Here is a 22,396-nt window from a genome sequence, read left to right as displayed (position 1 = left end):
CACGCTCGGGATGGAGCCGGCCAGCGTGGTGTAGTGCTCGTGGTCTTCCACGTCGAGGCTCAGCGACGGGACGTCACCGCCCAGGTGCCCGTAGGAGTGCATGATCGCCGCGACAGCGCCGAGGTCGGTGCAGTCCAGTTCCATGAGTTCGCGCAGGTAGAAGTCTTCCGGCAGGGACACCGTGCCGTCGCCGGGGGAGCGCAGCTGCGGGGTCCAGACGATCCACTCGCCCTCCACCCTCGCGTCGGGCAGGAGGGCCAACTGCGGTGCGGGGACAGGCGTTCTCTTCGCAGCTGTCGTGCCCGTACCGGACGACGCCCCGCTGCTGGACCGCACGGACGGGCTGAGTGGGCGCGAGCCGGGCTGGACGCCGTAAGCCTCATCCGTCCGGCAACTCGGTGTCCGACCGGCCCGCTGCGGCCAGCGCCCGCCGCCAGACCAGGAGCGCCACGGCCATGACCAGGATCAGCACGGTCAGGATGAGCAGTTCGACGCCCTGGACCTGCCACTCGAAGGACTTCTCCGACTCGGCTGTCACGATGAGCACCTTGCGGACGCCCGCGATTATGCCGACCACGAGGAACGGCTCGGCGTTGAGCGTCCGGTTCAGGATGGTCAGCCTGACCGTGTGCAGCAGCTCTGCGACGATGAAGAGCACCAGGCTGCTGTCCAGCGCCGCCAGCACGATCGTCTGCTCGTCGTAGGGCCCCTTGATGCCCCTGACGACGTCCCCGACGACCCCGGCGGTGAGCAGTACGGCGAGCAGGAGCAGGAACGCGGCGACGACCAGGTGGATACCGTCCTCCGCCACCTCCAGGAAGCGCTGGATCCGGGAGCTTTGCCGGTTCTGGGAAGCGGCCGTCATGCAGCGCATGCTAGACGCGCGCCGGCGGCCGGGGCGGATGCATGCCCTGTCCGAACGGGTGACGGACCACCCGGCCCGCCGCATCCGGGGCGGCGTACGCGGTACGCCGCCCCGGATGCGGCGGCTGATCACGCGAAGCGCAGGTGGCGGAGCACCTGGCCGCGGCCGGCCCCGGGCACCCCTGGACGGGTGTCCAGTTCGCTGCGGCGTGGGGGAGCCGTGACGTCCTGGACGCCGTACTCGTCCGCCCGGACCTGGTGGCGGAGTTCAGCGCCGATCGGGCCGTTGACCGGGGCGTTTTCCGTCACCCGCTCAGGTTCCAGCGGCTGCGCCTGGACGTGACCGTGGACGACGTCCCGCGGTTCGGGCAGGGGCCGGCCGCAGCAGCAGGCTGACCGCCGGCAGGGCCGCCCTCTGCGCGCTGGCGAACAGGTTTCTCCGGGGGCCGGCACCGATGGGGGCCGGCCCCCGCTTCGTGTTCTCCGCAGGGGTGAATCCGGGCCTCGCGTACGCGTAGGCGGCTTGTGCGGTGCGCTCCCAACTCGCCGCGAAATAAGGACTATTGACAGTAAATGGGGTCTTTCGGCATGTTTCCGGCGCGGCCTGATGGTCGGGCCGTCGATGTGTGATCGGAGTGCGTCTCATGGTGCGTTCGGTGTGTGAGGTCTATGACGAGGAGCAGGCGGCGGGGCGGCTGCGGGTGTCTGTGGCGGCTTGGCGGTGGGCGGTCGGTTCGGGCCTGGTCCCGTCGGCGGACGCAGGCCCGGGGGTGTGGTCGCGGGCGGTGGTGGAGGCCGCAGATGCGGAGGCGGTCCGCGCGGCTCTGCGGGGCCCGATCGGTGCCGGGGTGGCGGCGGACCGGTTGACGGAAGCCCTGGGGATGCCGTTGCGGTGCCGGCCGCGGGTGACCGCGGCGGCGGTCGGCCACCTCGCCCGTGCCGGCCTGCTGGTCCGCCTCGGCGGGGATGCCGAGTTTCCCGACGTCCATCCGGACCAGGTGGCCGCTCTCGCGCGCCGCCGCGACCTGCCGGTCCTGCTCGACCGGCACGTCCCTCTCGGTCCGGACCAGGCCGCACGGCGCCTCGGTGTCCGCCGCGTGGACTTCGACCAGATCGCCGGCCGGCTCGGTTGGCTGTCCCCGGTCGGATCGGTGGAGATCGACTACAAGCGCCAGGGTGGCGTGACCGCGGTCCCGCTCTACTCGGCGGAGTCCGTAGCCCTGCTCCCTGTCGTCCGCCCCCTGGTGGACTGGCGGGCGGTGCGCGCCGCCCGTGCGGGCCGCCGCTCCCCGCTGGCCGTTCTCGATCCGGTTGTCCCGGGCCGGGACCGGGTGCTGCGGGCGGAGGTGGCGCGGATGGCTCGGGTGGGTCGGGCCGCGGTGGTGAACTGGCGGCGCCGGAACGCCGACTTCCCCGCCCCGACCGGCGGCACGGGGGTGCATCCGCAGTTCGACCGGGCGGCGGTGGTTGCTTGGCTGCTTGCCCACGACAAGATCGGGGTGCCTGTGGCCATGCCGGCGGCGTCGCTGGTCGTGCATGGCGGGGTCGGGCGCGGTACGTCCCGGTTCCGGCTTGATGACCCGTACCTGGTCCTGGCCGACGAAGCCGAGGGGGAGGACGAGTTGTCGGGCTGGTCCACCGATGCGGACGCCGACGAGCTGGCCGCCCTGACGGCGGGGGGTTCGGGGCGTCGGTGGGCCAGCTGACTGCGCTGGGAGCGGTGCCGTTGGCGGTGCTGGGGGAGGTGCGGGTGATCGAGCGGTTCCGTTCGGGGTCGGGTGGTCTGCGGGTGACGCTGGCGTGGCCTGCCGGCCTGCGGGGCACCGCCGCGGAGGGGCTAGCGGGTGGGGTGGTCCGGCACGGTGTGCTGTCTGCCGGCTCGGCCCAGGGGTGTGCGTGCCACCGGTACGACTGCGGCGGCCTGGTCCCGGTCGACTGGTGCCCTGAGCACAGGCGGGCTGTCGGGCCGGTGATGGAGTGGCACCCCGGCGGCGGCATTCGCTGCGCGGAGCTGGCACGGAAGCGCCGCAGCGCCGTGACGGCGGCGGCCGCGCTCAGCACCGACGCCGGTGAGATCCGATGAGCTGGGAATGGGGCCACTACAGGGATCCGCCGGCGTAACTTCGGGCCCGCAGCTGGGGAGGCGCTGAGTGTAGCGGCGGGCATGCGGGCTTCGTGCCTGGCGCTGGCGCCCTGCGTCGTGGCGGACCGGGGCAGACCCCGTGGGCGGTGGCCCCGCTTGGGCCAAGGCGGTGTGATGGCGTCCGGGAGTGCGGGAGGATCGCCGGGTGACTACCGAGACCACCGTGGCGATACCCGACGCCCCAGCTTTACCGGGCGCCGCAGATCACTCCGAGCGCTGTACCGTCCCGTGGGGCGCATGCCCCGAGCGAGGCCGCGCTCGCCTCCAGCGCCGGCCGATCCTGGCGCACGGAGTCGGCGTGCTGCAACGTATGGGCGTATGACCGGCTGAGTGCACTGTGTACGGAGCCATCCCCGGCTCCGTGTTGGGGTGGCGCCCCGGCGGCGGCATCCGGTGCGTTGCGCTCGCATGGTGGCGTGACGACGTGACGGCCAGCCCCGCCTGATCCTTGGCTGGTTCGGGTGGTGATGTGCCGTCACCACGCGAACTCTGCAAAGCGAAGTGAGAGGACCCGCGCGAAGGGCGGACTCTGGGCTCACGAAGGGGAAGTCAGGATGCCCCTCGACGTGTGCCGGTGCAGCCGGCGTCGACCGCCTCGGCCGCGAAGCGGGCGGCGAGCCGGGACTTGCCCTGTCCGCCAGGGCCGTGCAGCCAGCGTGCGGCGAGCCGGGGACGGTCACGGCACCAGCGGTGCAGATCGGCCAGCTCGTCCTGTCGGCCGGTGAACTCGACGACGGCAACACGGGCGTTGAGCATCCGGCTCGGCAGCTTGCGGAGGAACTTCCGGGTCGACGTCTGGCGGCGGACGCCACTTCTCCAGCATGTAGAGCGGCACCCCCGTCGCCGAAGACATGGACGGAGGCGCCGATCACCCCGTATGCGAAACTGCCGACAACCGTGACGTTCTGCCGGACGGACGGGGCGTGCCGGGCTGACCGGTTCCCGGCATACCTGCTCACCCACGGTCCGCCTGCGTGGCTTCGTCGTCCGCCGGGGTGGCGGGGCCCGCATGGTAGTGGATGTCACCGCCCTGCACGCCGAACGCCGTGCCCCGGCCGTGCGCGGTGACGTGCTGCACCCAGCCGGCTCCTCCCTCCGGCAGGGCCGGGCGTACCTCCTCCAGTAGGGCCCGCAGCTCCCCCGCCGCCGCCGGGTTCTCGCGGAGGAAGGCGACCAGTCTGCGGTTCCAGACGGGGACGAGCTCCCGACGCACACCGGGACTGTCGGACTCGCTCAGGACCAGTTCGGCGTCGGCGTCCAACTGGTTCTCAATGGCCGCCTGCCGGGGCGGCTCGCCCCGGCCCAAGAGCCTGGCGGTCCCGGTCCGGGCCGCTTCCCAGGCCTCGGTAGCCATCGCGGCCACCACGGCCGTGGCACCGGACAGGGCAAGAGCCGCAAGGGTCTGGTCCAGCACAGGATCTCCTCCACATCGAGAGCACGGACGGGTGTCGACTCTGGGATCCGTCAGGGCAACGCGCGGGAGACCCGAAAGGATCCCGGGCCTGCGACCCGAGCAGCCGCACTCCGCGATTGCGAACACCCGGAGGACAGCTTGGCAGTTGGGCCGTGGGGCGGCAGAAGTGCGGGCGTCGGATGATCTTGTGCCTGGTGGCCTGTGGGAACGCGTCGCCCCGCTGCTTCCTCCGCGCCCGCCGCGGCGGCGGAACCCCGGCCGGCTGCCGGCCGATGATCGGGCGGCCTTGCGCGGGATCGTTTATGTGCTGTGCAAGGGCGTGAGCTGGGCGGATGTGCCGACCGAGAGAATCGGCTGCAGTGGGGTGACGTCCTGGCGGCGCCTGCGCGACCGGACCGAGGCCGGCGTCCGGCCTCGCCTGCACGCAGTGCTTGTGGTCGAGCTGCGCAAGGCCGGCTTGCCGGACATGGATGATGCCGCGATCGACGGCTCGCATGTCCGGGCGCTCAAAGGGGGGCTCACACCGGGCCTTCGCCGGTCGACGGCGCACGTCCGGGCAGCAAGCACCACCTGATCACCGACCGCCACGGAACACCCCTTGCGGTGTCGTTGACCAGCGGAAACCGTCACGATGTCACCCAACTCATGCCCTTGCTGGACGCGATACCCCGCATCCGCAGCCTGGTGGGCCGGCTCCGTCACCGACCGCGGCGGCTGTTCGCCGATCGAGGGTACGACTACGACAAGTACCGTCGCCTTCTCCGAGATCGTGGCATCACGCCGAAGATCGCCCGCAGGGACATCGCCCACGGATCCGGCCTGGGCAAGACCTGGTGGGTCGTCGAGCGGACCTTCGCCTGGCTCCACCAGTTCAAACGACTCCGCATCCGCTACGAGATACGAGCCGACCTCCACCTCGGACTGCCCCAAGAGCGGTTCCCCGGCGTGGGCCCGCGCATGGGCGACCGGGAGGGCCAGACCGGCCACGGCCTCCTGCCACCGCCCCTGCACGGCCTGCACCAGGGCCAGGTTCGTCAGCGCCTTGACCAGTTCGACCTCGTGGGCTCCGGGGGTGGCCTCGGCCATGGGGCGCAGTACGGACACGGCTTCGTCCAGCACGCGTTCGGCCGCCTCCTGCCGCTGCGCCATCACGAGCTGCAGACCGTGGTCGTTCAGCATTCGGGCGAACAGCCGGGTGTGGGCCGAGGGAACCTCGTGCGCCAGTTCGCGGGCCAGTTCCACCGCCTCCGCCATCACGGTCAGGGCCTCTTCCCGCCGTTCCGGTCCCGACATCCCCAGCACGAGGGCCAGGTTCTGCAGCGTCCGGGCCAGATCCGCTTTGTGGGCAGCCGGGTTCCGCGCGTACAGGGTGCGGCGGAGCGCTACGGCCTCCTCCGCGGCCTCCACGGCCCCGGCGGTGCGGCGCGCTATCCTCCTCAACCAGCCGAGGCTGTTCAGCGTCGTCGCGAGCGCCGGCGCGTAGGCGGCCGGATTGGCGGCGTGGAGCCGGCGGTTGAGCGCGACGGCCTCCTCCGCGGCTTCCACCGCCTCCGCCGGGCGCTGGAGGCGGTAGAGATCGTCGGCGAGGCTGTTCAGGGCGTTGGCGAGTTTGGGCCCGTGGGCGGCGGGGTTCGCCTCGGCCAGCGGCCGGAGCACGGCCACCGCCTCGCCTGTCGCCTCCAGAGCCGCCTCGCGGCGTCCCACCGCCGCACAGCTGTTGCCGAGGTTGACCAGGGCCTCCGCCAGTTCGAGGGTGCGGGCGGAGGGGTTGGCCTCGGCTTGTCGGCGGCGGAGCTCGACGGCCTGCTCCGCCGACTCCAGCGAGCGGGTGAACAGTCCCTCGTCGAGGAAGGTGGCGCCGCGGTGCTGCATGAAGTGCGGAAGGAGGTACTCGGCTTCGCCGTCCGCCAGCAGCCTCCGGAGGCCGGCGGCCTCCTCCGACGCGGCGAGGGCATCGGCCCGTCGTCCCACGGCGGCCAGCTGCGTGCTGAGATCCAGCAGGCCACCTACCAGGGCGGCTCGGACCGCCGGGTCCGAGGCAGCCAGCTCCCGCAGCAGGTCCACCGACTGCTCCGAGGCCGATAGGGCCTCCCACAGGCGGCCGGACTGGCCGAGCGCACTGCCCAGCCAGACCAGGGCGGTGGCGAGTTCGCGCTGGTGGCGGCCGGGCTCCCGCGCCTCCATGCGGCGGTAGAAGGCCACCGCGTACTCGTACTCCCGTACGGCCTGCTCATAGCGCCCGGCGTGGGACAGCCGCAGGCCGAGCACCATGCAGTGCCGGGCGTGGTCGGCCGGTCCGTCGGTCTCGGCGAACCAGTACCCGGCGAGGCGGGCGGTCACGGCCGCGATGCCGGGGTCGAGGTCCACGTGGCGGTCCGGCCAGGGGAAGAGGTTGTGGACGGCCTGGAGCAGGTGCGGGTCGATGTCGTCGAGTTCGGCGAGGGCCGTCAGGGCGGCGCTGCCGGCCGCCAGGGCGAGCCCGGGGTCGCGGCCGAGCAGCGGGTAGAGGTGGGGCCAGCGCCGGGCGGCGGCGGCGAGGAAGGTGACGGCTCGGGGCGTCCAGGCGGGGGCGGACCGGTCCGGGGACCGGGTGAGGAGGGTGCCCGCGGCGTGGCCCGCCCATTCCTGGGCGGGGTAGTCGGCCGGGTGCCCGGGCAGGGTGAGGGCCAGGAAGTCCTCGGCCAGCCGGTCGGGGTAGAGCGGCTCCAGGACGGTGGCTCGGGCGGGGTCGGCGGCCGGGTAGCAGACGGCGTGGTCCGCGAGGATCCGCCCGGTGTCGGGTCCGGGCACCCGTAAGGAGCCGAGGAGGGCGGCGCCGGCGGCGGGCGCGAGCGGGCCGGTGACGGCGGCGGCGAAGACGGCGCGGTGCATCGCGGGCGGCGGGGTGCGGTACGTGCTCCCGGCCGGGGCCGGTTTGTGCGTTCCGTCGCCGTACAGGAGGGCCCAGTGGAGGTGTTCGCGGTCCAGCAGGTAGACCGTGAGCCCGGCCGTCTCGGCGGGCGGCCGGGCGCCGGTGGCGTCGGCGTCGACGGCGACCAGCGCGGCCATGTGCACGGCGAGGACGAGCCCGAAGTCGGGGTGGTCCAGCGGGCCGGGCGGGGCGATGCGCGCCGCCACCGCCGGGCGGAGGCCGTAGCGGGCGGCGAAGGCGTCCCGGGCGGTGTCGAACATCGCCGTACGGGGCGTACAGGGGTCCGCCGGCGGCGGTGCCGCCCGGCCGGACTCGGGCTCCGCGGCCGGAAGCGGTTCGAGGAGGGCGGCCGAGGTGCCCGCCTGGTGGTTGGCCAGGGCGGCGCGGACTGCCGGCCAGGGGTCCGCGGTACGGGCGAGGAAGAGGATCCGGGTGGGCAAGCCGCCGTGGTGGAACAGCGCGTTGCTGAGCAGCCAGGTCAGGTGGGTCAGGGGCCAGCGGTCGGCGTAGTCGACGAGGAGCAGGATCCCGTGGGCGCCGTCGGGGCGCAGGTCCTGGCTGCCGGGCGGGGGCAGCACGGTTCCGGGGCCGTGGGTGGCGGCGACGACCTTCCACCCGGCGGCGGTCGACAGACCCGCGAAGTGGTCGGCCAGCCGGGTCTTGCCCTGGCCGCCTGGCCCGTGCAGCCAGCGGGCTGCCAGGCGGGGGCCCGCGTCGCGCCACCGGTGCAGGGCGGCGAGTTCGTCCGCGCGGCCGGTGAAGTCGACGACGGCGTGGCGGGCGTTGAGCATGCGGCTGGGCAGTTCGCGCAGCCAGTCCGGATCCGGCGGGGACGCCGGCCGCCAGTTCTCCAGCACGTACAGGGGCGTACCGTCGCCGAAGACGTGGATGTCGGCGCCGACGACGCCGTAGGCGAAGCCGCCCTCCGCCCGGACGCTCTGGTGGGTCCGGGGCCCCGGCCCCCCGCCGCCCGCTCCCGGACTCCCCCCGGCTCCTCCTGGCACCGCGCCTCCCCCAGAACGTACGACCCGACGATCACCCCGATGCGTCCCGGCCCGATGATTCCCGACGCGGCCCGCCCGGGCCACAGGCCGGCGCCCACCGCCCGTCGTGCGCGGGACGGAGACAGACGGGCGGAAGTCATCCGAAGGATGCAGTCGCTCGCTCGCCCCCGTGCCCGATGTCCGCGCCGGCGGAGGAGGGTGCTGCGGCCGGTCCGGACGAAGCCGCGCCATCCCGCGGTCACGAGGGTGGAGGCGGAGGTGGAGCCACTGCCGATGGGGCGCAGTACGCCCTGCATCGAGGAGGCTCGCGTCAACGGTTGGCTCGGCGAGGTCCACGGACTCCAGGCCAGCCTCGAAGCCGCCCGCAACAAACTCGCCTCCCTCGACCGACTCACCCGGAACCGCAACCGCAACCGCACCCCGATCACCCTGCGCATGCCGATCATCCCGGGCGAGACATGATGACGTGCCCATTCTCAGTCCAAAAGTGGCCGGAGCATTCGCCGCCCCTGAAGGGGGCAGCCGGTGCCGGCCTCCTGCGCCACCCGCTCCAATCGGCGCCGGTAGTCCTGCCACCACGCCTCATCACCCGGTGGCATGCTGTCCTTGCCCTTCAACTCCCCGGCAGAACCGTCGATGAGCTCGCGGACGATATCGGCGTGGCCAGCGTGCCGGTGGGTTTCAGCGATCACGCGGACCACTACATGGTGCAGGGTCACCTCTCGTCGTTCCTCAGAGGGCGTTAAGTCCGTTTCCTGTAGAGGCTTTCCGGGCTGGGTGAGGATGCCTTGGCTGCCGAGTGTCGGCGGCGGCTGAACTTGGCCGTCGTCGAGACCGAGTCGGGAGCGGGTGACGTTCACCGTGGAATTAGCTTCATGGCCAGGGCCGAGTCGCTTACGCGGCACCCTGCCTTTCCTGCGGCCCCGACGGATCGACAGCTGTGAACGTGGAGAAACGGCAAGTCAAAGGACTGCTCAGCTACCCAAGGCTTGCCACTGTGGCGCCAGCACCGACCAGACCTCGGCGTCGTGGCGGACCTCGCGGTAGAGGTAGGTTTCGCGCAGGACGCCCTCACGGGTCATGCCGAGTCGCTTGGCCACGTTGATGCTGGGCGTGTTGTTCGGCGACACCAGCCACTGCACGCGGTGGATGCCGCGTTCGTTGAATGCCCAGTCGATGATTAGCCGTGCGGCTCGTCCGACCAGGCCCCGGCCTGTGGCGGCAGGCTCCAGCCAGCAGCCTGCCTCGCAGGTGCCGGCGGCGGCGTCGAATTTCGGGAAGGAGATGCCACCCACGAGGGTGCCGTCGAGCCAGATTCCGTACAGTCGGCCGGTGTCGGAGGCTGCCTTGTCGGCGTAAAGCTGGAGATAGCTGCGGGCGGAGTCCAGGTCTGCGGCGAGGTCGGGCAGTTCCATGTGCGCACCGATGAAGTCACGGCCCCGCTCCATGTGCGCGAGGAACTCCTCGGCCCGCCACGGCTCCAAAGGCCGCAGCTCGGCCCCGTCCCCCAGGGAAATCGCGAACATAGCCATCCTTCAAGGTGCGCTTATCCGACCGTTGGATCTTCGCACGCTCACCCGCTACGGACGGCGGCGGGGGCTTGCCGCGCTATAGGGGGTGTTGCGTCCGTTTCTGGTAGCGGCCTCGTCCGGGTTGGGTAAGGAAGCCTTGTCGGACGAGGCGTCCGAGGCGGCTGCGGGTGACGTTGACGGTCGCCTCGTCGGTGGGCATACCGAGGAGTTCGTGCAGCTCGCGGGCTCGGAATGCCCGGCCGGCGTGCCGGTTGAAGGCGTTCACGATGGCCTGGTAGGCGGTGTTCGTCTCGGGCGGATCGTGCTCGGTCCCGGGCGGGATGCGTTCGGCGATGATCTTTCGGGTGGTGGCCAGGTCTGCGAGTCGTGCTTCGGTCTCGGCCAGGGCGGCAGTCAAGTGGTCGATCTGGTCGCGTAGTTCACCGGACCGGGCCGTGGTTTCGTCGTGCTGGTCCTGGAGGTCTGCCAGGAGCTCGCTGATGTTCACGCGGCCAGCCCGAGGGTGTCGCGCCAGGTGGGGGCGGGTGTGGTGAGGCGGCGGGCCATGTTCGCGATGGAAGCCCGGTAGACGCGCGAGCGGAGGTGTCGGGGCGGTGGTCGTACTCGCGGGCGAGGCGGCGGTGCAGCATCAACGTGCCGTTGACCTGCTCCACGATCCACCTCTTCGGTTGCGGGACGAAGCCTTTGCCCTGGTCTGCGGGGTTGCGGCGGACGACCTCGACGTCGATGTCCAGCAGGGCGCCGTGGATGAGAACCTCGTCCTTGAAGCCCTGGTCCACCAGGGCCTTCTCCAGACGCATCCCGCACCGCTCGGCCGCCTGATCGAGCAGGGCGGTGCCGGTGGCGTTGTCATGGGCGGAGGCGGCCAGCACCACGACGCCGATGATCAGCCCCAGAACGTCGACGGCCAGTCCCCGCTTGCGCCCCGACACCTTCTTGTTGGCGTCCAGTCCCGTCGTGGTCTTCGGGACACCCGCGGCCGCGCGGACGGACTGGGTGTCGATGATCACCAGGGACGGGTCCTCTAATCGCCGGGCTCTCTCCCGCACCTGGCAACGCAGGAGCTCCTGGATCCGCTGGTCGAGCCCGTCCTCGCGCCACAGGCCGAAGTAGTAGAACACCGCCGACCAGGCCGGGAAGTCATGGGGCAGATAGCGCCACTGGCAGCCCGTCCGGTTCTGATAGAAGATCGCGTTCACTACCTCCCGCAGATCGCAGGACCCGGGATCTCCGGTCGCTGACCGCGCCACCCTCTCCTGCTTCCAGGCCGTGATCATCGGCTCGATCAACGCCCATTGCTCGTCCGCTAAGTCGCTCGGGTACGGCTCTCGCTTCACGCCCCGCATCTCAACATGGACATGCCTAGCAGGCGCCCCGTGTGACGATCAGTACCACGATCAAGCGATCACGAACCGAGGAAGATCGGACTTAAAGTCCACTGAGATGATGTCTAAAGAACAAGCTAGACGAACCCGTCCGCTCAGATCAGTCGCGCCGAGACCCCGGGGGCATTCGGCCTTGGCGTACTCGTAGCCGATGGCACTGCGCTTCGCGACGCCGCCACCGCACTCGACCGTGACCCTGATGTCGCGGCGCGAGCCAGCGCAATTGAGGTGTCCGCGGCCGTGGCCAGCGGCCCAGTTGAGGTTGATCCCTGGGAGTGGACACCGGGTTTCATGCGACGAGTGACAGCGTACGTGTCGTGATCAGTTGTCGTTCGAACTCGGCTGGTGCGAGGTAGCCGAGTGCTGAGTGGCGACGGCGCTGGTTGTAGTACGACAGCCAGCGGAACAGCTCGAGCCTCGTCTGCGCCTTCGAGGTCCAGAGGCGTTCGTGGAGCAATTCGCGCTTGAGGCTCTGGAAGAACGACTCGGCGAGGGCCTTGTCGTAGCTCGAGCCGACCCGTCCCATGCTGCGGCGGATGCCGTGCCGGCGGCAGATGTCGGCGAAGGCTGCCGCACTGTACTGGGCGCCCCTGTCGGTGTGGAAAACAACGCCGTGGACCCGGCCGCCGCGGGCGGCCACGGCCATCTCGAGCGCGTCGGCGACCAGTGAGGTGCGCATGTGGTCGGCGATGGACCAGCCCACGATCTTCCTCGAGCAGATGTCGATCACCGTGGCGAGGTAGTGCCACGTCGCACCGACAGCTATGTAGGTGATGTCGCCGCACCACTTGGGGTTCAGTGTGTCGGTGGTGAAGTCGCGCATCACCAGGTCCGGCACGGGCGGCGCGGTCCTGTCCGCGATCGTCGTCCGCTTCTTCTTCCGCAGGTGTCTCGGCCGACGATGTGGTTGGTCCGCATCAGCCGGGTGACGCGCTTGCGGTTGATCCTGCGGCCTCTCGCGCGCAGTTCAGCGTGGACGCGCGGGGCGCCGTAGGCTCCCCGGTGCTCGGCGTGGATGGCGCGGATCTCGCTCACGGTCCGCTTCTCCTCGGCCTGGCGCTCAGCGCGGGCCTGCTCGGTGGCCAGGTGTCGGTGGTAGCCGGCGCGGGATGCTCCGAGCACACGGCAGATCCGCTTGACGCCGAAGTCGGCGCGGTTCTCGGAGATGAAGGCCCAGCGGCGGGATCTCACTTCACCTCCCGGGCGAAATAGGCGGCTGCCCGGCGCAGGATCTCGCGCTCCAGCCGCCACTCCTGCTCGGCCTTGAGCAGCCGAGCGTTCTCCAGCCGCAGCCGGGCCAGCTTCTCGTCCGCGTTCACGCTGCTGTCGCGGCCCTCGGGCAGGGCCCGGGCCTCGTCCTTGCGCACCCACGTCCGAAGCGACTCCGCGGTGATGCCGAGATCCGCGGCCACCGCCGCGTACGTCCGCTTCCCAGTCGCGGCGCGGTAGAGCGCTACCGCGTCCTTCCTGACCTCCTCCGGATACGGAGACTTCCGTCCCACCTGGACATCCCTCCCTGGACCATCAAGATCCGTTGTCAGGGTGTCCACTCCAAAGGATCAGCTTCAATGTGCGAGCTTGTTGTCACAAGCTCGGCGTCGCAGCGGAGTTGTCGCATCTTCGGCAGAACCTCGACGGCACACGGTTCGGTGCCGAGCTACGCGTGCCGGATGACGTTGTAGATCGTCTGGGAAGACGGTCCCGGATGCGGGGTGTTTTTCCAGCCGATCTCCTCGGCACGCTTCTCGATCGCCTTTGAGCTGCGGCTTCGTCCTCAAGGAAGGCGATAGACAGTCCATTGCCGGTCGCGGGATCGATGAGGTGATACACACCGTGGATACCGGGTGCGGTGGCGGCGGCCTCCAACACCCAGTCACGGTCGTCCGGTGGCATCGGTTCCCAAACGGTCACCCTCGCGATCATGCTGTCTCCTTTGTCGGCTCGCTGAGTCTTCCGGACGATGCAACCTTCGGTGGCTGCTATGGATGACACCGAACAACCGGACCTCGATCTTGTCGAATGGGCGCGCGGTGACGGTTTGGGTCGCGAGGTGACAGCTATCGCTGCGAGGCACAGCGGGCAAGCCTGGAGCGGGCACGGTCCTGCACGGGTTGCACCGGGAGGGGCTGGAGAGTTGTCTGCACGGTTGCACTAGGCGGGGGACCGCAGATGTGACCGGAGGTGGGACCCCCCCGAAGCTGGTGATCTTCCATTCGTGCAGGTCAGAGGCCGTGGGCAAGCCCCCTTTACCCACGCGATAGCCGGGGGAAGAGGTCTGGTCTGTGTCCGGGGGCGGCGGCGCCGCAGGGGTACATGTACCGGTATGGCTCGTGAACGGATCCGGAGGCCCCTCGTCGTGGAGCGCGCGCGGCAGATCGTGGACGGGTACGCGCCGCTGAAGGTCACGCTGCGACAGGTGATGTACCGCCTCGCCGCCGAGGGCGTCCTGCCGCACACGCCGCCGATGTACCGCCGGCTGTCTGCGCAGCTGGCTCAGGCCCGGGCGAGGGCTGCTTCCCCGACCTGATCGACACCGTCCGCGAAGTCCACGTTCCACCGGCCTGGCCGAGCGCGGACGCCTTCGTGCGGGAGATGCCCCACGGGTTTCGCCTGGACCGCTCCGCGGGCCAGAAGCAGGCCCTGTACGTGGCTCGGAGAAGGACACCCTCCGGCAGCAGCTGACCGGCTGGCTCGAGTTCGCGGGCATCCCCGTGCTCGTGGTCCGCGGATTCAGCTCCCAGTCCTACGCGACGTAGTCCGCGACCGCGTCGCCCACGAGCAACGCGAAGCCTGCCTTCTGGTGGTTGTTCTCCCGGGCTTCTCTGAGGTGGCGTGACGTCGCAGTAGTTGTTTGACCTGGGGTTTTCTCTAGCATCTCTGGGGCTGTCGTGCATGTTGCGGCACGTTGCACATGAGATCGGCGGAGACCCGTTGAGGGCGTTTCCCGTTCAACTTCCGTCCGGTGTCCGGTACTGGACCGTGGTGGACGACGACTTGGCCGTGGTCCCAGAGGCGGACGCGTTCCTGCGGCACGTACGGTCCGGCCGGGACCATGCCGAGCTGACGACCCGTACATATGCCGGGCACATCGCGTTGTACTTGCGGTGGTGCATACGGACGGGCCGGGACTGGTCGGTGGCCGCCGAGGAACTGGGGCTGTTCGTCGTGAGGCTGAAGTCCGGGCCGAAGCCGGTCATCGAGTGCGCCGCCTGTACTGTGCGCCGGCCTGCTCGTGGCCACCCCTCTCTGCTGTCTCGACCCGACCGTGGTGCTGATCCGTCGCGCTGGTGAGCCGGGCCGCCAGCGTCTTGATGTGCTCGACAAGTTCTGGGGGTTCGTGCACTTGGAAGTCGAAGCCTTTGGTTGTCACGTAGATGGCCAGCTCGTCCAGCGAGTTGGATCCGGCCCGCAGGGTGCAGCTGTGCTCGTCGATCGGTTCCAGCGCTGCGGTGGTGGGGGAAATCCGCTCGGCCGCGGTCTCGGCGCTGACGTACAGGGTGAACCGGGCCTGGTAGCGGTAGGCCGACGTGGAGATCGCCCGTGAGGTGTAGCCGCTGAGATCGGGGTCTGGCGGGGTGCGCGGGGTGAACCGGGGGCCGGTGGGTGTGCGCGGGGCGAGGCGGTCCACGCGGTAGGTGCGCCAGTCCTCGCGGTCGGTGTCCCAGCCGATGAGGTACCAGCGCCGGCCGGCGTGCACCAGGCGGTGGGGCTCGGTCGTGCGGATGCTGGTGGTTCCGTCGTGGGTGCGGTAGTCGAAGCGCAGGCGCAGCGAGTCGCGGCAGGCGGCGGCGATGGCGGTGAGGGTGCTTGGGTCGACGGTGGGGCCGGTGTTGGCCATCGGCACCGTCACCGACTGTAGGGCGTTGATCCGGTGGCTCAGCCGGGACGGCAGTACCTGTTCGAGCTTGGCCAGGGCCCGCACCGAGGTCTCCTCGATGCCGGTGATCGAACCGCCGGCGGCCGTGCGCAGGCCCATCGCGACCGCGACGGCTTCGTCGTCGTCGAGCAGCAGCGGCGGCAGGTCCGCGCCGGCACCCAGCCGGTAGCCAGCGGTGCCCGCGGTGGCCAGCACGGGGTAGCCGAGGTCGCGCAGCCGGTCGATATCGCGGCGCACGGTGCGCACAGTGATCTCCAGTCGCTCGGCCAGTTCGCCGCCTGACCAGTCGCGTCGGGTCTGCAGGAGCGAGAGCAGTCGCAGTAGCCGTGTCGAGGTTTCCCACATGGTGTGAAGTCTGCCATCGACCTAGGACCGGATCTGTCCTAACTGGCTCCTAGGGTTGTCGGCATGGACAACAACAGCGAGATCCGGCCTTTCACCATCGACATTCCCCAGGCTGACCTGGACGACCTGAGGGACCGGCTCGCCAGGACCCGGTGGGCCGCGGACCTGCCCGATGCCGGCTGGAGCCGCGGGGTACCGGTGAGCTACCTCAAGGGGCTGGCCGAGTACTGGCGCGATGGCTATGACTGGCGCGTCTACGAGCGGGAGCTGAACTCCTACCCGCAGTTCACCACCGAGATCGACGGGCAGAACATCCACTTCCTGCACGTGCGCTCGCCCGAGCCGGACGCGCTGCCGCTGATCCTGATCCACGGCTGGCCCGGCTCGATCGTGGAGTTCCTGAACGTCATCGGCCCGCTGACCGACCCCAGGGCACATGGCGGCGACCCGGCGGACGCGTTCCACCTGGTGATCCCGTCGATCCCCGGCAGCGGGTTCTCCGGGCCGACCTGCGAGGCCGGTTGGGACACCAACCGGGTGACCAGGGCGTTTGCCGAGCTGATGAACCGGCTTGGCTACGACCGCTACGGCGCGCAGGGCGGCGACACCGGCGCGGTCATCTCCCCGGGACTCGGCCGGCTCAACCCCGACAAGGTCGTCGGCGTGCATGCGAACGGGCTCTCCGCGTTCACAGAGGTCAACCCGGACGAGGTGGGAGAGCTGACCGAGGCCGAGCGGGCGCGGCTGCAGAACCTGCAGTACCTGGAGACTGAGCAGTCCGGCTACGCGATGATCCAGATCTCCCGGCCGCAGACCCTCGCGCACGGCCTGCACGACTCCCCGGTCGGGCAGTTGGCCTGGATCGTGGAGAAGTTCAAGGAGTGGACCGATCCCGCCGCCGAACTGCCCGAGGACGCGGTGGACCGGGATCTGTTGCTCACCAACGTGATGCTGTACTGGCTGACCGGCACCGCCGGGTCCTCGGCCAACAGCTACTACGAGACCGCGCATGCCGGAGCCTGGGGCGCCAGTGAGCGTTCCACGGTGCCGACCGGGGTCGCGGTGTTCCCCATGGACGTGTCGATCCGGCGCACTGTCGAGCTCGAACACACCGTCGTGCACTGGTCCGAGTTCGACCGCGGCGGCCACTTCGCTGCCATGGAGGCCCCCGACCTGCTCGTCGGCGACGTCCGGGAGTTCTTCCGCAAGCTGCGCTGAAACCACCGCGGCGCCGACCTCGATCAAGTCGGTGCCGCGGCAGCATTCGGTGCTCAGGCTCAGCGAACGACCGGGATGGGCATGGTCAGCGGGCTCCTGGGCCGCAGCGGCCTGGCCCGCAGCAATAGGCACCGTGCACCACACCCGTTGCATCAGAGCCCGACCTGCGCCTGCTCACCGCGGAGCCGGCCGGGGCGAAGGCTCCTGCGCAGGCCGTCGTTGACGGCCCGGCCGGTATTGGCACGACCGCGTCGTACACGACGGAGGTCCCGCTGCCCGCCACCGGCACATGGGGTGCGCCGGGCAAGGGCGGCGCCCAGGCCGACATCGTGCTCACCGCCCCGCAGGACGGGATCCCGCTGTTGTTCATCGAGGTCGACAACTGCCACGAGACCGCCGAGGAGATCGCGGCAAAGCTGCTGAAGTACTCCAGGTTCTTCAAGCGGCAGATCAAGGACACCGACGGCAAGGACAAGCCCATGTGGCGCACCCGCTGGATGGCCCGCGTTGCGGAGCGCGGTGAGGCCCCTCACCCGCCGGTCCTGATCGTCTTCAACCACATCGGCGTCCGCGATCCCAACCGCACCGTCCCGCGGCTGCAGGAGCTGACCCGGCCGCTGTGGGCGGGTGAGCAGGCCGACGGGTTCAGCAGCTACGACCGGAAGATCCCGATCATCGCGACCGGCCTGCGCAACCTGCGCGAGCACGGTCCGAACAGACATGCAGCCCCTGCGCGACGCGATCGGCAGCCCCCGCCGGGACGCCGTCCTCGCCCGCCGGGCAGAGCGGATAAATAAAGGCGCAACAGGCGGAGTACCAGGAGCAGCTGCGCCGCGCGGCCGAGAAGAGGAAGGCCGAGCGCGAGGCCGCCCGCCCTGCCTGCGCCGGCTGCGGCACGAAGTTCGACAACGACCGATGGGAGAACACCCAGCTGTCCCGGGAGCCGGGGCACCGGTGGCACCCGAGGCTGTGCGATCCGTGCGAGGCCAAGACCGTCGCGGCCGCGGACCAGGCCGAGCGCGGCCGCCTGGAGCAGGAGGCCGCAGCGACCGCCGAGAAGGCCCGCACCTGGCGCTCCCGCTTCCGCCCCGGGCAAGCCCCCTGAGCTTGTCGTTTACAGTAACGGCCGCACATCCGTCCCCAAGGCCAGCTCTCGCCTGAAGGCGCGGGGCACTGGAGGGCGGCTGCTCCGCTGCTGCGAGACTGCGCTGGTGAGCATCCTGCGCCGCCCTCTCGGGCACGGACCCGTCCCCCACGACGACGTCCAGAAAGAGCGTGCGGTCAGCGGGCGTACCGCCGCCGAGCGGGCCACCGAGGAAACACCCCAGCAACGGCCCGCCCCGCGTCCCGAGCCCGGTTATACATCCACCCGACGCAGCCCCGGAACCGGGTCCGGGCTCTGACCGGTTGACCCTATTGGGTCCAACAAGTCTGGCCCGGTACCGATGCGGAGCGCGCTCCGCCTGCTGCCGCTGGCGTGTCAGCGCTCTCAGCCTGTCTCGGTCATCTGAAGGGCCCTCATTGGCGTTCCGTCCTTCAGCCATCGGCAGAGGCGGAAACGGTCTTTAGTCCGTAGAGGGACGTACCGCGGCCTCGATGTCAGGCGGCAGCTTGGTTAGTGCGGTGATCTTTGCTGAGCAAGCCGTGGTCGTCGTCGGCTTCGGCGACGTCCTCCCAGTCGAGCAGGGCGGCCTCGGAGCTGCGGGCGGCGAGGGCGAACCCGGTGGTGAGGGCGGCGGCGTCGCGGGCGCCGATCAGGGTGGTGGTGTCGGTGGCGGCGATCATCTGCCGGAGCACGCGCGGGGTCGCGGCCGCGGCCTTGCGGATCTTGCCGCGGGGGTCCTTGGTCTTCTTCAGTTCGGCCTGGTAGCCGCGCAGTACCAGGCGGGCGCCGGTCTGGGAGGGCTGGGGTAGGCCGGCGGCCTGGTGGGCGACGGCGTGGCGGCCAGGGCGCGGTCGATGGAGGCCGGCTTGTAGGGGCGGCCGGTGCGCGGGCGCCGGGTCTGGGTGCACCAGGTGGCGTACTCGGTGAGGGTCTCGGCGCTGGCGGGCAGCGGGACCAGGCCGGCGGCCAGGGCCCACTGTTCGAACCTGGCCCAGTCGCCGCGGTAGCCGCGGGCGGTGGCGGCGGGGACGCCCTTGGCCATGGCGGCGAGCGCGGCCTCGGACAGCTGCTGCCGGGCGGCGGGGACGGCCGCCTCGCCCGCGCAGGCAGCGGCGGGGCCGAAGACGGCGGCGGGGCTTCCGGTTCGTTTCTCGACTGCGTGTCCCATGCCTGTCTCCCCGTCATCCGGCGCCGGTCTGCTGGTTCTTGATAAGGCAACTTAACAAGAACCAGAAGGGAAACCCCTCTACATTGCTGCGCCGCTGCCTGCTGTCAGGAGCGGGAGTTCCCCCGCGAAGGGGTGGAGCACGGACGGCGCCGTGCACACCGGACTTGCGGGCCTTGGCCCGCGGTCCCGCACTGTGCCGTCCGGTGATCAGCCCTCCGGGCCTTCGCTGCGCTCCGCCTCGATATCCGCACGTAGAAGAGGGACAGACAGACGATGTTGAACGGCATTTTCAGCAACTGGGCGGCGGACGTGCTCGCCGGGCTCACCCTCCTGGTGCTCGGCATCCTGGGACGCCACCTGCGCCGGCGGATGGGCCGGAGCGCCGGGGGCGGCCCGGCCGCGGCGCCGACGTCCGCGGCCGGCGTCCGCCTCTACACCCTCCTCGGCGCCCGGGCGGTCGTCGGCCAGCCCGTCCACCTGCCCAGCAGCAGGCCGGCCGGGACCGTCGTCTCCTGGACCGGTCCCGCCGGCCGGGAGCGGTTCGAGCTGACCAACGACGAACTGCCGGACGGCACGTACGCGGCCGAGCCGCTCTCCCTGTACCGGCGTCGATAGCACCCACCGCGAAACACGGCCTGTGAACGGGGCCGGACCGGTGCGACCGGTCCGGCCCCGCCCCATACCCGCGAACGGTGACTACCAACAAAACCCGGAGTAGGAATGCACCACTAGCAGGACATATCTGATGTTTCGGGGCGTGCTTACCGCGCGGTCTCGCTACTGCCACAGTTGTCGGAAACCCTGCTCCGACCTCCACGCGCCGTGCTGCCATACGAGGATGACAGAGACGAAGTTCCCGCGGCTGACCGCAGACTCTGATGCCCGGCGCGCGGCCCGCGACGTGATGGTCGAGATCATCAGGGGCTGGGCTGCCGAAGGGAAAACCAACACCTACGGCAGGTTGAGCGCGCTCATGAAGGAGTCAGGCTATTCAGTTCCGCCCCGCGGCACGCTGATGGGAGCTCTCCTCAAGGAGGCCTGCCTGGCAGAGGCAGACAGGGGTGTCCCCGTGATGCTGACCGCCATCGTGGTGAACGACCGCAGCAAGCGGCCCTCCGGGCAGTTCGAGGTGTTCGCCAAGGAGGCGCCGTTTCGGCGGGATGATCTGCCGAACTGGACGTGGAACGCGGAAAAGGACCGGGTGTTCGAGCACTACCGCCAGTAGGGCTGACGGCCGCCGAATGTGCGTTCCGCCGGCCACCCGCACAGCCTGCCCGAGCGGCTCCCAGGCCGCTGATCACTGCGTCACCCAACACGAAGGACATCGATGGACACCTCAGGCCAGTCCCAGACACCCAACATCCCGCAGGCAGTCCTGCTCAGCACCTATGTGGTGCTCCTCCTGGCGGGTGCCTCGGCGGCGCTGTACGGAACCGCTGAACAGAGTGAGCGCGGCTTCCGGCTGCTGAACTGGCTGTACCGCTTCAAGACCGAGGCCTCGCCCACAGAGTCAGACCTGTAACGGGGCTCCGGGAAACGGTCAGTAGCGGGAGCCTGACCCGTCCGTCCGGCTGCTGCCCGGATGCGACGACGGGGCACGGCCGTGAACCTGGTGGCATGGCCGTGCACCGCGTGATCGTCTATCCGCCCGACGACGAGGGGCTTCGACCACCCAGGGCCGCACCACCAGCTCCAAGTCCTGCGCGAACTGAACGGGTGCCTCCGGGTGGAGGACGATGGGATCGGGGGCCGGTTTTCGAGTCCCGGAGCCGCACTACGCAGGGCCCCACCCCTTTCGGCGGCGGGGCCCTGATCGTCTCCGGCTTGGGCTGCCTACACCTGCTGGTCCAGCAGGTCCGGCGTCAGCTCTCCCGGGATGCGCCGGACACGCGGTCGGCGTCGGTAGCGGCCGAACTTCAGCCGCTCCTGGTCGACCTCGATCTCCACCACCACGACGGGCTCTACCGGCAGGTACTGGACGGGGTCCGGGCCGGGCAGCCCGCCGAAACAGCGCGGGGTCAGCCCAGCGAATAGGGCAATCCAGGATGGCTCCGACGCCGTGATCACACCAGCCACACCAGATCATCTCACCTGTGACCAGCAGTTAGTAGCCGTTGTTGTACCGGGAGGTTCGCTTGGCGGTCGAACGAGGGTTCCCGGTCGGGTGTCAGTGGCACCACGTATGGTCGGCCACGCCGGTTGTTGATGGAGACGCAGGGGTGCGCGATGGCGTGGGTGGGGAATGCACGGCTGATGGCGGGGCCGGAGGTTGCGGAGTTTCTGGAGTCGGTCTTCTTGCCTGGCACGCGCCTTGGGGTGCGTGCCGACGACCCGCTGACCGCTGTCGAGGTCGTCGAGGTGGAGGAAGTCACCACGATCCGTGTCCCCAGCGGTCGGTTGATAGTCGACTCTCCGTGGTCCGAGGACCAAGGGCGCGAGATTGTGGCCCGCATCTCCCCGGGTACCTACCGCGTCGAGGCTGCTTGGACGGAGGCGCCGTACGAGCATGGCGGCGAGTACTTCGACGGACGGGAATGTGCCGCCACCCGCTTGCGCGTCAGTGACGACCCGGTGGTCGTCTGGGAGGCGGGTGTAGGGGTGAACGACGACATCGGGGATGCGGACGTCGCGGCAGCTGGGTTCCACTCTGACAGCGATGCCACGGGAGCCATTGCCGACGCCGAGGCTTGGGAAGCGCTGACAGCGCCATTCCACCACTTCCGACGTGCCACAGCCTCGTGGGGAACGACACCCGCCCCGGACCGAGACACTGAGAGCCTTTGCGACGGCTGGTTCGAGAAGAGCAGCAACGAGGGGTTCAAGGCCGACCTCATCGCGTTCGACGTCCCCGAAGGAGGGGCCCCGGTCTGGATCGGGCGTACTCGGACGGGCACCGTGGCCTCGATCATCGTGCCAGGCCAAATGGCCACGACCCCCCTGGCCTGAGCTTGGCGTTTAGTAGCCGTTGCCGCGCCGAGAGGTTCGCTTGACGGTCGAACGAGGGTTCCCGGTCGGGTGGTCTTCGGGTGGCACGGGCGTGAAGGCAGAGCCTCCTGCACAGCTCGTGGGTGTCGAATCCATCTGAGCAACAGGAGGCCCTGTTGTCGCAGTCTTCCGTGCCGACGCCCGCGGGGTCCAACTCGGGTGCCCGGTCGTGTAATTGTTTCGCACATCAGTACGGGAACGCGAGCGGCCATGCAGAGCGTGCCCCCGCCTATCCCTCCGACATAACGGATGAGGAGTGGACGGCGGTGCGCGATGAGCTGCCCGTGCCCGCGTGGATGAACGGGAAGGGCGGACAGCCGGAGGGCTATTGTCACCGGCAGATGATCGATCAATGCCACGAAGTTAAGGGCTCGTTGGCGGTGTCAAGGCATCGGGGAGCGTGATCTTGTAGGTGTTCGGTGCCGTGCGGGTGAGCCGGCCGTTG

General features: G+C 70.2%; 19 protein-coding genes and 5 pseudogenes. 11 read left to right on the top strand and 13 right to left on the bottom strand.

The window, feature by feature from the left end; translation table 11 throughout:
- Positions 1–286: 286 nt before the first annotated feature.
- Positions 287–376, top strand: a pseudogene (locus tag ACIQUT_RS32645) (TIGR03086 family protein); the annotation flags it as partial.
- Positions 377–379: 3 nt separating this feature from the next.
- Here ACIQUT_RS32645 and ACIQUT_RS32640 read toward each other — a convergent pair.
- Both ACIQUT_RS32640 and ACIQUT_RS32635 read right to left on the bottom strand, forming a co-directional pair.
- Entirely contained in the window at positions 380–865 is a 486-nt protein-coding gene (locus ACIQUT_RS32640; protein WP_403568301.1) for a phosphate-starvation-inducible PsiE family protein, read from the bottom strand.
- Positions 866–993: 128 nt separating this feature from the next.
- On the bottom strand, positions 994–1,173 hold the full coding sequence (locus ACIQUT_RS32635; protein ID WP_403568300.1) for a hypothetical protein: 180 nt from the start codon (positions 1,171–1,173) through the stop codon (positions 994–996).
- A gap of 347 nt (positions 1,174–1,520) precedes the next feature.
- Here ACIQUT_RS32635 and ACIQUT_RS32630 point away from each other — a divergent pair, with 347 nt between their 5' ends.
- Positions 1,521–2,570: a hypothetical protein gene (locus tag ACIQUT_RS32630; RefSeq protein ID WP_403568298.1), complete on the top strand. Its 1,050-nt coding sequence runs from the start codon at positions 1,521–1,523 to the stop codon at positions 2,568–2,570.
- A gap of 986 nt (positions 2,571–3,556) precedes the next feature.
- Here ACIQUT_RS32630 and ACIQUT_RS32625 read toward each other — a convergent pair.
- Both ACIQUT_RS32625 and ACIQUT_RS32620 read right to left on the bottom strand, forming a co-directional pair.
- Positions 3,557–3,763, bottom strand: coding sequence for a hypothetical protein (locus ACIQUT_RS32625; protein WP_403568296.1), 207 nt, complete (start codon positions 3,761–3,763; stop codon positions 3,557–3,559).
- A gap of 199 nt (positions 3,764–3,962) precedes the next feature.
- A complete protein-coding gene (locus tag ACIQUT_RS32620; RefSeq protein ID WP_403568383.1) occupies positions 3,963–4,421 on the bottom strand; it encodes a hypothetical protein in 459 nt (152 codons plus the stop codon).
- A 166-nt stretch (positions 4,422–4,587) separates the two neighbouring features.
- Between ACIQUT_RS32620 and ACIQUT_RS32615 the strand changes: the two are divergent.
- Positions 4,588–5,345 (top strand): annotated as a pseudogene (locus ACIQUT_RS32615) (IS5 family transposase); the annotation flags it as partial.
- Positions 5,346–8,594: 3,249 nt separating this feature from the next.
- Entirely contained in the window at positions 8,595–8,798 is a 204-nt protein-coding gene (locus ACIQUT_RS32610) for a hypothetical protein (protein WP_403568294.1), read from the top strand.
- Between the two features lie 14 nt (positions 8,799–8,812).
- On the opposite strand, the gene ACIQUT_RS32605 is transcribed toward ACIQUT_RS32610, so the two are convergent.
- From ACIQUT_RS32605 to ACIQUT_RS32585, 5 genes and pseudogenes are all read right to left on the bottom strand, one after another.
- On the bottom strand, positions 8,813–9,121 hold the full coding sequence (locus ACIQUT_RS32605; RefSeq protein WP_403568377.1) for a DUF664 domain-containing protein: 309 nt from the start codon (positions 9,119–9,121) through the stop codon (positions 8,813–8,815).
- Positions 9,122–9,310: 189 nt separating this feature from the next.
- Positions 9,311–9,862, bottom strand: coding sequence for a GNAT family N-acetyltransferase (locus ACIQUT_RS32600; protein WP_403568292.1), 552 nt, complete (start codon positions 9,860–9,862; stop codon positions 9,311–9,313).
- Between the two features lie 82 nt (positions 9,863–9,944).
- The gene (locus ACIQUT_RS32595; RefSeq protein ID WP_403568290.1) at positions 9,945–10,355 is read right to left on the bottom strand and encodes a hypothetical protein; all 411 of its coding nucleotides are present in this window, start codon (positions 10,353–10,355) and stop codon (positions 9,945–9,947) included.
- Positions 10,352–11,205, bottom strand: a pseudogene (locus tag ACIQUT_RS32590) (IS5 family transposase). Before ACIQUT_RS32590 ends, ACIQUT_RS32595 begins: the two are co-directional and overlap by 4 nt.
- Before the next feature lie 337 nt (positions 11,206–11,542).
- A pseudogene (locus tag ACIQUT_RS32585) lies at positions 11,543–12,755 on the bottom strand (IS3 family transposase).
- A gap of 821 nt (positions 12,756–13,576) precedes the next feature.
- Between ACIQUT_RS32585 and ACIQUT_RS32580 the strand changes: the two are divergent.
- Positions 13,577–13,780 (top strand): hypothetical protein, encoded by a 204-nt coding sequence (locus ACIQUT_RS32580; RefSeq protein ID WP_403568288.1) that lies wholly within the window; start codon positions 13,577–13,579, stop codon positions 13,778–13,780.
- A gap of 666 nt (positions 13,781–14,446) precedes the next feature.
- Here ACIQUT_RS32580 and ACIQUT_RS32575 read toward each other — a convergent pair.
- Positions 14,447–15,475 carry a helix-turn-helix transcriptional regulator gene (locus ACIQUT_RS32575; protein ID WP_403568286.1) on the bottom strand — a complete coding sequence of 343 codons (1,029 nt, stop codon included), beginning with the start codon at positions 15,473–15,475 and terminating at the stop codon, positions 14,447–14,449.
- A 63-nt stretch (positions 15,476–15,538) separates the two neighbouring features.
- Between ACIQUT_RS32575 and ACIQUT_RS32570 the strand changes: the two genes are divergently transcribed.
- Positions 15,539–16,693, top strand: coding sequence for an epoxide hydrolase family protein (locus tag ACIQUT_RS32570; RefSeq protein ID WP_403568284.1), 1,155 nt, complete (start codon positions 15,539–15,541; stop codon positions 16,691–16,693).
- Positions 16,694–17,022: 329 nt separating this feature from the next.
- On the top strand, positions 17,023–17,490 hold the full coding sequence (locus ACIQUT_RS32565; protein WP_403568282.1) for a hypothetical protein: 468 nt from the start codon (positions 17,023–17,025) through the stop codon (positions 17,488–17,490).
- 802 nt (positions 17,491–18,292) lie between these two features.
- On the opposite strand, the gene ACIQUT_RS32560 is transcribed toward ACIQUT_RS32565, so the two are convergent.
- On the bottom strand, positions 18,293–18,478 hold the full coding sequence (locus ACIQUT_RS32560) for a hypothetical protein (protein WP_403568280.1): 186 nt from the start codon (positions 18,476–18,478) through the stop codon (positions 18,293–18,295).
- Positions 18,479–18,546: 68 nt separating this feature from the next.
- Positions 18,547–18,966, bottom strand: a complete 420-nt coding sequence (locus tag ACIQUT_RS32555) for a hypothetical protein (RefSeq protein ID WP_403568279.1) — start codon at positions 18,964–18,966, stop codon at positions 18,547–18,549.
- A gap of 273 nt (positions 18,967–19,239) precedes the next feature.
- On the opposite strand from ACIQUT_RS32555, the gene ACIQUT_RS32550 reads away from it, so the two are divergent.
- From ACIQUT_RS32550 to ACIQUT_RS32540, 3 genes are all read left to right on the top strand, one after another.
- Positions 19,240–19,581: a hypothetical protein gene (locus ACIQUT_RS32550; RefSeq protein ID WP_403568277.1), complete on the top strand. Its 342-nt coding sequence runs from the start codon at positions 19,240–19,242 to the stop codon at positions 19,579–19,581.
- 223 nt (positions 19,582–19,804) lie between these two features.
- On the top strand, positions 19,805–20,191 hold the full coding sequence (locus ACIQUT_RS32545; RefSeq protein ID WP_403568275.1) for a hypothetical protein: 387 nt from the start codon (positions 19,805–19,807) through the stop codon (positions 20,189–20,191).
- Positions 20,192–20,293: 102 nt separating this feature from the next.
- Entirely contained in the window at positions 20,294–20,488 is a 195-nt protein-coding gene (locus tag ACIQUT_RS32540) for a hypothetical protein (protein WP_403568273.1), read from the top strand.
- A 473-nt stretch (positions 20,489–20,961) separates the two neighbouring features.
- Here the strand turns inward: ACIQUT_RS32540 and ACIQUT_RS32535 are convergent.
- A pseudogene (locus ACIQUT_RS32535) lies at positions 20,962–21,042 on the bottom strand (IS5/IS1182 family transposase); the annotation flags it as partial.
- Positions 21,043–21,192: 150 nt separating this feature from the next.
- Here ACIQUT_RS32535 and ACIQUT_RS32530 point away from each other — a divergent pair.
- A complete protein-coding gene (locus ACIQUT_RS32530; RefSeq protein ID WP_403568272.1) occupies positions 21,193–21,912 on the top strand; it encodes a DUF4241 domain-containing protein in 720 nt (239 codons plus the stop codon).
- The last annotated feature ends 484 nt before the right edge of the window (positions 21,913–22,396 follow it).

The sequence above is a fragment of the Streptomyces sp. NPDC090445 genome, from assembly GCF_044769385.1.
Lineage (GTDB): Bacteria > Actinomycetota > Actinomycetes > Streptomycetales > Streptomycetaceae > Streptomyces.
Note: the sequence above shows the minus strand (reverse complement) of the source record. Positions and strands in the feature narration are given on the sequence as shown.